Source organism: Microbulbifer mixtoriginis (SeqCode), from assembly GCF_052467515.1.
In genome coordinates this window covers 1356914-1369416 of sequence record NZ_CP174314.1, presented here as the reverse complement: position 1 = coordinate 1369416, position 12503 = coordinate 1356914, and the positions used below count along the sequence as shown (strand labels likewise).

Below are 12503 nucleotides of genomic sequence, written 5' to 3'. Positions count from 1 at the left end.
GATAGTGGGTGACAGCCTTGCGCCGCTTCCAAAAAAGGGGCTAGACCCCGAGTTTACGCTAGAGCTTTAGCGGTGTCGTCAAGTGCGCGATGCGCTTTTTCCACAAGCTCATCCACCTGCTCAGTGGTAATAATCAGTGGCGGTGCAATCACCATGGCATCACCCACGGCACGCATGACCAAACCGTGCTTGATACTCAGATCACGACATACGCCACCGGCAGTGCAGTCATCATCAAAGCGGGCGCGGCTGGCCTTGTCTTTCACCAGCTCCAAAGCGCCGACCATACCCAGGCTGCGCGCCTCACCAACGATGGGGTGCTCTGCCAACTCTGCCCAACGTTTGGCAAGATAAGGGCCAGTCACATCACGCACATTCTCGATAATCTTCTCATTGCGCAGGATATTAATAGTGGCCAGGCCTGCCATACAGGCCGCGGGGTGCGCAGAGTAGGTGTAGCCGTGAGTAAATTCCCCGCCCTTGCTCTTGATCACATCAGCAACGCGATCACCTACCATGGTACCGCCGAGAGGGAAATAACCATTGGTCACCGCTTTGGCGAAAGTCATCAGGTCCGGCTTGAGGCCGTAATAATCTGCACCAAACCATTCACCAGTGCGCCCGAAGCCGAATATCACCTCATCCATCACCAACAGAATGTCGTATTGATCCAATACTTTCTTCACTTCTGGCCAGTAGGTTTCCGGCGGGATGACCACACCACCTGCACCCTGGATAGGTTCGGCAATAAAGGCGGCCACTTTCTCAGGGCCCAGCTCCTGGATTTTTTCATCGAGGCTGCGCGCGGCTTGAATACCGAACTCCTCTGGGGACATTTCCCCGCCCTCGGCAAACCAGTAAGGCTGCTGTACGTGTTCTATGTAATCCAGCGGCTGGAACTGTTTGTGCATACCGCTCATGCCACCCAGGCTGGCACCGGCGATGGTGGAACCGTGATAACCATTTTTGCGGGAAATCACAATGCGCTTCTCGGGCTTGTCCTGGAGATCCCAGAAACGGCGAATCAGGCGCAAATTGGTGTCATTCGCCTCAGAACCGGAGCCGGTGAAGAACACATTGCTCATACTGGCGGGAGTTACTTCTGCCAGGGCATCTGCCAGCTCGATAGATGGCACGGTAGTGCACTGGAAGAAACTGTTATAGAACGGCAGGGTATTCAGCTGCCCATAGATTGCATCGCTAATTTCCTTGCGACTATAACCCAGGTTGCAGCACCACAAACCAGACATGCCATCCAGTAGACGATTACCATCGATATCGGTGATATAAGCGCCTTCAGCACTGGTGATCACCCGGGTGCCCTGTTGCCCCAAGTCATTGAAGTCGGTAAAGGGGTGCAGCAGGTGCTCGCGGTCGTGTTGTTGCAGCTCACTTTTGTTCATATTTCGCTCCTGGCTTTGCTCTGGGGGCTCTCCACAGCACCGGACGAGAGCCCGCATGCATCGAATGAGTCATCCCGCAATTGATCACCTACCCTCCGGAGCCCATTAACGCGCCTTGCCGGACAGGGTATTGCTTCCAAAATTTGTGATCACATTCTAGTGGCGAGACTGACGGAAGCGCAAGATCTATCTATGTCTCAGGGTAACGATAGGGTCCAAAACCGCAGTTACCCTTAGCTAGGAGAAAATCCTGACCTGAAATTGCGGCAACAAGAACCCTTACAACAGGGATACGTGAAGACTCTCACAGTGACCTATCAAGATGGCTAAAAAGGTCGGGCTTGTTGGGCTGGGCTGGGCTGGGCTGGGCTCCTATGAATATGATTGTAAAAGCGCTGGCCCAAGCCCTAGAGTAATTCTTCGGCGGGAATTGAGCCGAGCCCCTCCTCAATATCCTGACGAATAGCAAGGCGCACTCGCGCCACATCGCCATCGGCAATCGCACCAAGCAGGTCCTCGTGACGGTCCGGCAACTCTTGTACACCGAAGCGCTGGAACACCAGGTGCTGCAGGGGAGCTGTTTGCAGCCATAGGCTCTCTATCAGCGAGAGGATGATATGGGGATGCCCCAGGCGATAGAGGGTAAAGTGGAAATCGAGATTGGCCGTTACATACTCCTCGATATCCTTCTCTCTGAGCGCTTTAGTGACTCGAGCATCTAGCTGTCGTAACCGCTCAAGAGCCCCCTGCCCTACAAAGGGCAGCGCCTGCTCTGCGGCCTGACACTCCAGCGCAACCCGTGCCGCACAAATCTCTGCGAGCTTTTCTGGCGTCATAGTGGGCACAGTGACACGGCGGGTATCAGACAGCTCTAGTGCTCGCTCCGAGGTCAGGCGCCGCAAGGCCTCACGAACAGGCATCGGGCTGCAATTCAAGTCCGCCGCCAAACCCCGGATAGTGACCGGGTGCCCCGGCAAAAACTTGCCGCGTAAAATGGCATCTCGCACCTGAAAGTACACTCGTTCCTGGGTAGTGCGAAACTCCTCCTGCGGAGGGCTAAATTCCGGTGCCATCTTCATGCGGCCCCAACCTGTTGCAACTTGTGGGGCAAATCATCGGAACCCACTTCGATAAGATGATCTGCTACCCGGCCGGTCTGCCAGATTTCATAAAAGTCGTCTGCCACCTGCCGGCTCATTTCCACCACTTTTTTCCAATAGCGCACACGCTCATCCGAGGGCATCTTATAAAAGTCGTTGCGATCCGGGATCTTGCCAAATGGTAACCGCTCCACAAACCCCGGCGACGGTGCGATCAGTAGTGTCGACATCATGGCATCGCCACGCACACGTCGCCAGGACAACCCCTTGTCGAACCAACCGGGCACCATAAACGGGAAGAAATGCGGGTAGAGCACTAATCCACGTGGATGACTGAAGCGCAAATCAAAGTGGTAGTCTGTAATCCCGCCATCGCGATAATTTCCCAAGGGTGCGCCAGCCGGGTTGCGCACACCCGCCATTACCAGTGGTATAGAGCCACTGGCGAGCACCACCTCACGGACATTCTCCGGAGTGAGGGGGGCATTCGCCGTACTCAGATTGCCAAACTTCACAGTGGCCTGGGCCCGGGAGTGAAACACTACGCGCTCCCAGAAGGCTTTAAGGCTATGTCTGGAAACCGCATTGACCAACGCAGACGTAAAGAGCGCCGGGGCCAGAATGGCTCGCTTTTCACTTGCCAGGGGGCCACGCCCACGCGCTGTCACGAAGTGACTCTGCCACAAGGGATTCTCCACCACCTCGCGCGCACCACTTTCCCCTAACACTTCCTGTAGAATCGCGCCACCCGTCGCCGTAATCTCAGCCGGGGTAGGCTTGGTATCGCCGTAGCTCTGGTGAATATATCCATATTCCAGACGTTCCAGCGCCGCCAAAGGATTCTCCATGGCGTAGCACATATTGCGAAAACTGCCGATTGATGAACCCAGCGTCGCAATAGGCTCACTGCGACCTTTGAAAAAAGCCCCCATAAGAACCCGATCCAGCTGACTGATAACCAGCCACTTGGGGCCCCCAGAAGCTCCCACCAAGGTTGAGAACTGCCCTTGATGTAATCCCTCCTCGCGAACCCTACGCGCCGCTTTGGCGCCGGCCAGTAAAATGCAACTGCGGTTCTTCACATAAATTCCTTATCAATTTACCTAAAAGCCAAAGTCAAATGAGAGCCTTGCCAGGGCCAATTACCACTCGCCGCTGTTCTCCATCGACTTCCAGGGTTCCCTCGGTTCCAGGGGCTCGCCATTTTGTAACAGTTCAATTGAGATACCGTCCGGCGAACGGAAAAAGGCCATATGGCCATCGCGAGGGGGACGATTGATCGTAACCCCCGCATCCATCATTCTCTGGCAGACGGCGTAGATATCATTCACTCCATAAGCCAGGTGGCCGAAGTTTCGCCCGCCACTATAGGACTCCGAATCCCAGTTGTAAGTGAGTTCCAGCGTGGGCGCTTTATGCTGGCGAGCACTATCGACATCCTCAGGGGCCGCAAGATATACCAGGGTGAAACGCCCTTTGTCATAATCTTTGCGATGCACCAATTGCAAGCCCAACTTCTCACAGTAAAACTTTAAGGATTCTTCCAGGTTGGCCACGCGGACCATTGTGTGCAGGTATCTCACCCTCTACTCCTTCCTGTTGCCAGGATCTACAATCGCGGAATAATAAATAATTCAGCTTCGCCTGGCGAAAAGCAAATGTATAAAAAATTCTATCGTGCATTTTCTCAAGCACCCAGCGGCAGCCCATCCTCCATGCTGCACATGGCCTGTCACTCCCATCATTACTGGCCCGATGTGACATTGGAGGCAGTCCAACAATACTGGCAGGATGCGGCACTGCTCGCCGATGACAAGTGGGGACCTATTTTCCAGGAAAAAATACCCGCCTGGCAAAGTGCCGTCGCGCGAACACTAAACCTCCCCGACGCTTCTCAAATAGCTATTGCCCCCAATACCCACGAGCTTGTCTACCGGCTACTTAGTGCCTTTCCCATCACTGAACCCCTGCATATCCTCACTACAGATGGAGAATTTTACAGCTTCACCCGCCAGCTGCAGCGGCTGGAAGAATTGCCCAACATACAAGTAACCCGTATACCCAAACACCCCTTCTCCACCCTGGCAGAGCGCTTTGAGCAGGAACTGCATACGGGAGACTACCAACTGGCTTATGCCAGCCTGGTGTTTTTCGATTCTGGCGTGGTATTCCCCGACCTATTGCGAATCGTCGAGCAGAAGCCAACCCAAACCCAGTTTGTAGTCGACGGTTATCATGGATTTTTTGCCCGCCCAATCGACCTGAGCGGTATTGCTGACAAAGCATTTTTTACTGCCGGCTCGTATAAGTACCTGGGTGCCGGCGAAGGGCTGTGTTTTATGAGCATTCCTCGCAACTGCTCCCTACGACCACTAAATACCGGCTGGTTTGCCGAAATTGCGGAGCCTGAAAATCGCCGTGGCCATGTCAGCTATGCGGACAACTGGCTGAGATTTGCCGGGGCAACTATGGATTATTCCTGCCTGTACAAGGGTCTTTCCATTTTCGATCTATTCCGACACGAAGGTATCACCGTAGATAAAATCCACCGCTATGTCCTCAATGCCCAAAGCCGCTTCCTGAACACAATGGACAAAAACAGCCACCCGCTACTCAACCGGGAGCGCCTAATTCACCACGACCTGAAGGAGGGCCATGGCCACTTTTTCACGTTCGATTGCGGCACAACAGAAAACTCAGAAAAGCTACAAAAAGAGCTGAAAGCCCGAGCAGTCCTTTGCGACAGGCGCCAACATCTGCTGCGCCTGGGCTTTGCTATCTACCATGATGAAAATGAAACTTATCAGCAGGTTTTTGACTCTCCCCAAATAAATTCGGAGGCGCTGTTATGCTGATTAACAGGCTAAGGCAGCCGGCAGCCTCTATTGATCAATACTTTGATCCATACTTTTGCGGACGATGTAATCTTAAAAACGGGAGAGTCCGGACCTAATCATGAAGCTGCTTCTCCTCAACCCAAATACCACAGAATCTATGACGTCACTAATGGCGGGCGCCGCACAAAGGGTTGCATCTCCGCGCACCAAAATCGTAGCGACCACCGCCAAGATCGGCTTTCCTTATATTTCGAGCCGGGTCGAGGCCGAAATTATCGCTAGTGATATCCTCGAGACAATTGCTGAACACCACACACAGGTAGACGCAGTCATCATCTCTGCATTCGGGGACCCAGGTCTCATTGGTGCGCGCCAGTTATTCGACATTCCCGTGATCGGTGTTGCCGAGGCGGCAATGCTGACCGCTTGTGCACTTGGCCAGCGCTTCTCGATAGTCACATTTAGCGATAGTTTGGCGGACTGGTTTCGTGATGGTGTGCTGCGTGCCGGTCTCGAAAATCGCTTCACCGGCATTCGCCTACCTAGCGAGTGTTTCCAATCAATCGAAACTGTACAGGAAGAGCTTAGCGAGAGCTTGGTTCAGCTCGTAGAAGAAGCTGCATATACTGACCGGGCAGATGTCGCCATCCTCGCTGGAGGACCGCTCGCCGGTCTTGCCACAAAGATTTCTCGCAGACTGCCGATTCCTGTGGTCGATCCAGTCCCTGCCGCTGTCGTGCAGGCAGAGGGTCTTGTACGGCTCAACCCAGGTATTGCCCGCGCAGGTGGTTTCGCCCGTCCGCCCGCGAAAGACACATTGGGCCTTCCCGATAGCCTCTCCAGGCGAATAGAGCACACTGACTGAGCTTCTTCCAAGACTTCCTTATAATCTCTACTCTCCCGATAGCTCTGGCTCAAAGAATTACGGAGCTTGGATTTAGCCAGCCAGATACAGCCTGCGATTAAGCATCCTAAAAACGAATGCAGCTACGTGTTTCTAACAGACGTCGATAGCTTCTTCTCCTGAGTTTTGTTTTCTACCAAGAAAGATGAAACTTATCAGAAGAAATTTAGCTCTGATTAAGTTGGCAGCACTTTCCCGGCCAAGTGGCAAGCCAATATTGCCAAGCAGCTTGTCTACAGCTCCCCGATGATCCGTTATGCTGACCTTCTTGCTCAGCTACGGTTCAGAAAGGCACTGATAGTATTTGGCGCCTAATGCATCGGAGTGATGCCAAATCCATAGCGATTGATAAGGAAAAATCATGAAGTTAGTAAAATTCTCGACAATCACAGTACTTACTCTGCTTATCGCCGCTTGCGGAAATGGGCAGGCTCCCTCCGAACGGGGAACCCTGGTCTCTATTGCGGCTCAAGGTGAGGCACGTCAGGCTCCCGATGTTGCCAATTTGTCTGTAGGCGTGGTAACCGAGGCAGACGACAGTAAGCAAGCCATGCAAGATAATGCCGAACAAATGGCTACGCTAATGAAAGCGATTAAGAAGGCCGGCATTGCCAAGAAAGATATTCAAACCAGCGGCGTCAGTCTTTCTCCCCGCTACCATTATCAGAGAGATCAGAAGCCCAAAATCGTCGGCTATACTGCGCGAAATACCCTCAACATCAAAGTGCGCAAATTGGGTGAGCTGGGAGGCGTACTGGACGACCTCACCGCCGCCGGGGCCAACCAAATTAACGGTCCCAGCTTTGAGATTGGCGAGCCAGAACCAGTAAAAGCTGAGGCTCGCGAAAAAGCCCTATTGGATGCCCAGGAGCGCGCGACTATTTACGCTAAAGCACTGGGCATGAAGGTTCGTCGAATCGTGAGTATTTCTGAACAGGGTAGCGGCGGTATGCCCCGCCCTATGATGTTAAGGGGCCAGATGGAGTCAATGAAAGACAGTGCTTCAACCCCTATTGCCCCTGGTGAGACTACCGTAGCTGTCAATTTGGACCTGGTCTTCGAACTGAAATAATCAATTGCTTCTATGCCGGCCCCGCAACTCTATGCGGTGCCGGTATTCTACTCACAACTGTCAACCATTCCCCTCATGCTCCAGAAATACCTCCACTGCCGGCTCACTGGGGTATTTGAAAACCTTGCCTTCCTTCATGACAAACTGCACCCGTTGCAATTCGGAGATATCCTCCAGAGGGTTTCCTGCAACCGCAATGATGTCCGCGAGTTTGCCCTCGCTGATACTGCCAAGCTCGTCTTGAATCTGTAGTAATTGTGCGGCATTCCAGGTTGCAGAGCGGATGGCGTCAGCAGGAGTCATTCCCCCCTGCACCATCAAGACAAATTCCCGTGCATTCTCTCCATGCCGGGTCACACCGGTATCAGTCCCAAAGGCAATTTTAACTCCACGTTTATAAGCCTTGGAAAAAGTCTCTTGCATTAGAGGCCCCATAGTGGCGGCCTTGGGACGAACAATTTCGGGTAAAAAGCCATCAATCGCAGATTTCTCAGTTACCCACTCTCCGGCCATCAAAGTCGGAACAAACCAAGTGTTGTTCCTACGCATGAGATCCATCACCTCTTCATCCATGTAAGTGCCGTGCTCAATGGAGTTCACACCGGCGCGAATAGCTCGAATCATGCCTTCCTTACCATGGGCATGTACCGCCACGGTAAAGCCATAATCTTTGGCAGTGGCAACAATTGCCTCCAACTCATCCTGCATAAATTGTGGATTTTGCCCACTTTTGGCAACACTCAGCACCCCGCCAGTAGCAGTGATTTTGATGAGGTCTGCACCATCCTTATAGCGCTGACGAATCGCCTTGCGCGCGGAAATAGGCCCATCCACAACACCATCGGCCGGGCTGGGATTCCCTACTAAGTCATGGCGGCGACCATTCGTGGGATCGGCGTGACCACCGGTGGTTGCGATAGATTTTCCCGCAGTGTAAATCCTCGGTCCCTCAATAGTGCCTGCTTCAATCGCTCGCCGCAGACTGACGGTGACATTATCGTGATCACCCAGATTGCGGATGGTGGTAAAGCCCGCCTGCAAGGTACGGCTGGCCGCATCGACACCGCGTAGCGCAAAGTCTGCCGGATTCCAGGTATAAGATTCCGTATAAGCACGAGGACCAAACTCATAAGTGAGGTGGCTGTGCATATCCATCAATCCTGGAAGCACAGTGTAATTGCGCAAGTCGACAAGAATTTCCCGCTCCCGCTTGGCAAACCCTTTTTGTACCGACTCAATACGGCCATCCACAATATGAATGGTGCGATTCTCTAACAGTTTTCCATTACTGCTATTGAAGAGTTTCCCCGCATAAATAGCGAGCTCTTCAGCAGTAGCCTGCTGGCAAAACAGACTCGCAAAAACAGTCAGCGCCGTGACTGTGCGGCGAAAGAAGCAGCCTCTCTTGGAACTTGTGGTCATTGTCGTCACCAGTAAGTCTCTTTTAGATTTGTAATGTTTTTATGGACAGCTGCTCAATTTAACGCAATCGCCGAGGCGAGAGGAAGCCCTATGAAGATCTATGAGTTTGCAAGCGCCCCCAATTGTCGTCGAGTTCGCATGTATCTTGCGGAAAAAGGCATCGAAGTGGAATTTACCCATGTAGATATTACCAAGGGCGAAAACCTCAGCCCCGAATATCGCAGTAAAGATATCAACAAGAAAGTTCCCGTATTGGAACTGGATGATGGCGCTTATATCTCTGAGTCCGTAGCGATTCAACGATACTTCGAAGAACTACACCCGGAGCCGGCACTCTTTGGCCGCGATGCAAAAGAAAAAGCCCTAGTGGAAATGTGGAATCGCCGTGCCGACTTCAACTTAATGTTTCCAGTAGGAATGTGCTTCCAACACGTTTCTGGCTTTTTCAAGGACCGCATGAACGTCTATCCTGAATTCGGCGAGGATTCGGGCAAACGCGCGATAAAATTTATGGGGGCCCTAAACGACCACCTCTCTGATCATGAATTTCTGGTTGGAAATTATTTCTCAGTAGCCGATATCAGCATGGTGTGCAGTCTCGATTTTGGCAAAGTACAGAATCTGCGTCCGGATGCCGAAAAACACCCCCACCTGATCCGCTGGCGTGAGCAACTCAAGCAGCGCCCAAGCTTCAAGGCCTGAGGTAAATTTCTGAAAAACTATTCGGAATAGCCTGCCCAGTGGAGGGTATCAGGTTTTGAAAAAAACCACTAAACGCCCATAAAAAACGCCCCGGTTTATAAGAAACCGGGGCGTTTTTAGTATGACATCAATTTTTTATTGATCTTTTGCGGGTAGTACCTCTACAGGACCAATATCCAGGGCTTCAACCTCTCCCTTAATCTTTTCCAGATCGCCAACAATGACCCAGGTAAATTGATCTGGTGCAAGAAACTCTTGCGCAGAGGACTCTACCTGCTCCTTATTCAAAGCGGCCACCCTTTGGGGATAATCGGCAATGTAATCTTCCGGCAAGCCTTTTTCCACCTGCCAGTTGATACTGGACAATAACTGCCCTTTGGTTTGGAAGCGTGCGCTCTGTTTTAGCACTTCATCGTTTCGATAGTCCTCCAACTCCTTCTCGGTAATGGGGCGGTCAGTCAAATACTCCTGATATTCTTTGATTAATTCCTTGATGGCCGGGGCTGTTTTATCGGTCTGCACTGGGGCAAACAGAATGTAGGGCCGCTGACCTTCCGTATCCATGGAAACCGCTCGGGCGCCGTAAGACCAATGCTTGTCTTCACGCAGGTTCATATTAACCCGCGAGGTAAACTTACCAGCGATCGTATTGGCCATCGCATCAAAAGCTTCAGCACCCTGCGGCTGCCAAGGCGGCATCACCAATCCAGCCATAATGAAACTTTGCTGGGCGCCTGGACGATCCAGGAGGTAAACCCTGGCCTTTTCCGGGCGCGCCACCTTGGCCACATCAATTTGTGGCAACTCCTCTTTAGGCGCTTTCCAGCCACCCAGAGTTTCATTCAGCAGCGGTTCGATCTCTTTTTCTGTTACATCACCAACAATGGTGAGAGTGGCGTTATCGGGACGCACCCAGGTATTCTGGAAGTTCACCAGATCTTCGCGAGTGATCGACTTAATGCCTTCAGGTGTGCCAGAGCCGGTCAAGGGGGCGCCATAGGGATGCTCGTTACCAAAGAGCAGTGGCGGCAACTCACGCAGTGCCAATCCCTGGGGTTGTGCCTTTTCCTGGGCGATAGCATCCAGGCGATTGGACTTTACCCGCTCGAGATCGGACTCGGGGAAACGGGGCTCGGTAACCACCTTGGAAAATAACTCCAGTGAGGGTTTCAACTGTGACTTAAGGGCACTCATGCTGATGGAGTTGTAATCCAAACCACTGCCACCACCAATACTCACCCCTAGCTCCTCGGCTCTGGCGCTAAACTCCAGGCTATCGAGATTGCCGGCGCCCTCATTCAACATTTGTGCCGCGACTGAAGCGAGCCCGGGTTTACTTTTGTCTGCTGAGGCGCCACTGCGAAATTGCAGATTCATCAACACAACCGGCGTATCGTGGCGCTCAGCCAAAACAACCCGAAGACCATTTTTCAGGGTAAAGTTCTGCTGCTTAGGTAATTCCAGCTCTACATTTTTATCCACCTCCGGCAGCTTACTGCGGTCTGCCCCCTCGGTGGCTGCGGTGAACTGCTGCTGAGGTTGGATAATCAAAGTGTAAGAGTCATCTTTCAGCCACTGCTCTGCTACATCCTGCACCTCACGAGCGGAAACCTTGGCATACTCTTCAACACCTTTCAGAAGTGCGCCGGGATCGTCATAGTAAAATTCCGAACGGGCAAGGATATCGCTCTTACCACCAAAGCCACCGGTTTTTTCCAATCCTTTTACCAGGCTGGCGAATTCACCCTGCTTAACCCGGCGCAACTCTTCTGCGCTGACGCCGTTTTTAGCAAACTGCTGCAACTCCTTATCTAAGAGTTTTTCCACTTTATCGACAGGCTGCCCCGGCTTTACATCCACCACAATAATCAGCTGACCTGCCAACTGGCGACCGTAATAAAAAGCACTCACACTGGTCGCTACTTTTTCATCCCGAACCAATCGACGATATAAAAGGGAGTTTTTACGATTTGCCAGCAGCGAAGTCATCAGCTCCAGGGCATGCTCTTCCTCACTACCAATGGCGGGGACATTCCAAACCTTGTAAATACGGGTTTGCGGTACCTGGTCGTGAACAACTTCGCGCTTTTTCACCTGGGTGGGTAACTCCCAGTTTTTGATTCGAGGTTGCACTTTAGTACTGGGAATATCAGCAAAATATTTGCGCGCCTTAGCCATCGCCTCATCAACACTGATATCACCGGCAATAACCAGGGTGGCGTTGGCCGGTTGATAGTGATCTGCAAACCACTTCTTTACATCTTCAAGGCTGGCATTATCCAGGTCTTCCATGGAACCTATAGGTGTCCATGAATAGGGGTGATCCGCAGGGAAGGTACTTTTGGCAATAATGTCAAAAGCTTTGCCGTAGGGCGCATTCTCTCCCTGGCGTTTCTCGTTTTTAACCACCCCGCGCTGCTCATCCAGCACCTCCTGGGTAATAGCGCCTTGGAAGTGGCCCATCCGGTCAGACTCCATCCACAGAGCCATATCCAGAGCTCCCTTGGGAACTGTGGCAAAGTAATTGGTGCGATCGTTACTCGTGGTGCCGTTCATATCGGTAGCACCGGAGCGCTGAAAGGGTTCAAAGTATTCGCCGGTAAAGTTCTCACTGCCATTGAACATAAGGTGTTCAAATAAGTGCGCAAAGCCGGTTTTACCCTTCGGCTCATCCTTGGAGCCCACCTTGTACCAGATGTTGGTAGAGACAACCGGGGCCTTGCGATCCTCGTGCACAATAACGGTCAGTCCGTTAGGCAAAACTTCCTTGTGAAAGGGAATATCCAGTTGAGGAGGCGGTACGAATGCTTTCTGATCCGTAGCCGCATCTTTACTGCTGGCTGCGGCTTCCTTGTCCACGGAAAGAGCGTGGGGGGTATCATCGGTAGACTGATTACAGCCGGCAAGACCAGCAGTAGCGATAACGACACTGAAGAACACTGGACGCAAGTCCATATTGTCACTCCCTAGTAATAACCGCGGATTCAGGATGGCAAGTTTAGGCCAGTATCCAATCCATTTACCGGCTCGCCTTCCGCAGTAACGAACCAAAAACCTGACACC

10 protein-coding genes are annotated in these 12503 nt (G+C 52.3%); 4 read left to right on the top strand and 6 right to left on the bottom strand.

All coding sequences use genetic code 11. The annotated features are described in order from the left end of the window. Positions 1–53 precede the first annotated feature (53 nt). The 4 genes from ACJJIT_RS05860 to gloA form a co-directional block, all read right to left on the bottom strand. Complete coding sequence (locus tag ACJJIT_RS05860; protein ID WP_444900283.1) at positions 54–1460, bottom strand: aspartate aminotransferase family protein; 1407 nt, start codon at positions 1458–1460, stop codon at positions 54–56. Positions 1461–1810: 350 nt separating this feature from the next. Further along, entirely contained in the window at positions 1811–2482 is a 672-nt protein-coding gene (locus ACJJIT_RS05855; protein WP_444900282.1) for a GntR family transcriptional regulator, read from the bottom strand. Further along, positions 2479–3585, bottom strand: coding sequence for a hypothetical protein (locus ACJJIT_RS05850; RefSeq protein ID WP_444889820.1), 1107 nt, complete (start codon positions 3583–3585; stop codon positions 2479–2481). The genes ACJJIT_RS05855 and ACJJIT_RS05850 overlap by 4 nt, the downstream gene beginning before the upstream one ends. 60 nt (positions 3586–3645) lie before the next feature. Beyond that, complete coding sequence (gloA, locus tag ACJJIT_RS05845; RefSeq protein ID WP_252082423.1) at positions 3646–4086, bottom strand: lactoylglutathione lyase; 441 nt, start codon at positions 4084–4086, stop codon at positions 3646–3648. 75 nt (positions 4087–4161) lie between these two features. Here gloA and ACJJIT_RS05840 point away from each other — a divergent pair, with 75 nt between their 5' ends. The 3 genes from ACJJIT_RS05840 to ACJJIT_RS05830 all read left to right on the top strand — a co-directional run bounded on the left by ACJJIT_RS05840 (position 4162) and on the right by ACJJIT_RS05830 (position 7316). After that, positions 4162–5358: a hypothetical protein gene (locus ACJJIT_RS05840; RefSeq protein ID WP_444900281.1), complete on the top strand. Its 1197-nt coding sequence runs from the start codon at positions 4162–4164 to the stop codon at positions 5356–5358. Between the two features lie 100 nt (positions 5359–5458). Then, positions 5459–6205: an aspartate/glutamate racemase family protein gene (locus tag ACJJIT_RS05835; RefSeq protein WP_444900280.1), complete on the top strand. Its 747-nt coding sequence runs from the start codon at positions 5459–5461 to the stop codon at positions 6203–6205. A 400-nt stretch (positions 6206–6605) separates the two neighbouring features. Next, entirely contained in the window at positions 6606–7316 is a 711-nt protein-coding gene (locus tag ACJJIT_RS05830; protein ID WP_444884270.1) for an SIMPL domain-containing protein, read from the top strand. A 60-nt stretch (positions 7317–7376) separates the two neighbouring features. Here the strand turns inward: ACJJIT_RS05830 and ACJJIT_RS05825 are convergent, their stop codons facing one another. Next, positions 7377–8738: an amidohydrolase family protein gene (locus tag ACJJIT_RS05825; protein WP_444900279.1), complete on the bottom strand. Its 1362-nt coding sequence runs from the start codon at positions 8736–8738 to the stop codon at positions 7377–7379. 90 nt (positions 8739–8828) lie between these two features. On the opposite strand from ACJJIT_RS05825, the gene ACJJIT_RS05820 reads away from it, so the two are divergent. Beyond that, positions 8829–9440 (top strand): glutathione S-transferase family protein, encoded by a 612-nt coding sequence (locus ACJJIT_RS05820; protein ID WP_252082433.1) that lies wholly within the window; start codon positions 8829–8831, stop codon positions 9438–9440. A gap of 135 nt (positions 9441–9575) precedes the next feature. Here the strand turns inward: ACJJIT_RS05820 and ACJJIT_RS05815 are convergent, their stop codons facing one another. Continuing rightward, the gene (locus ACJJIT_RS05815; RefSeq protein WP_444900278.1) at positions 9576–12395 is read right to left on the bottom strand and encodes a M16 family metallopeptidase; all 2820 of its coding nucleotides are present in this window, start codon (positions 12393–12395) and stop codon (positions 9576–9578) included. Positions 12396–12503 lie beyond the last annotated feature (108 nt).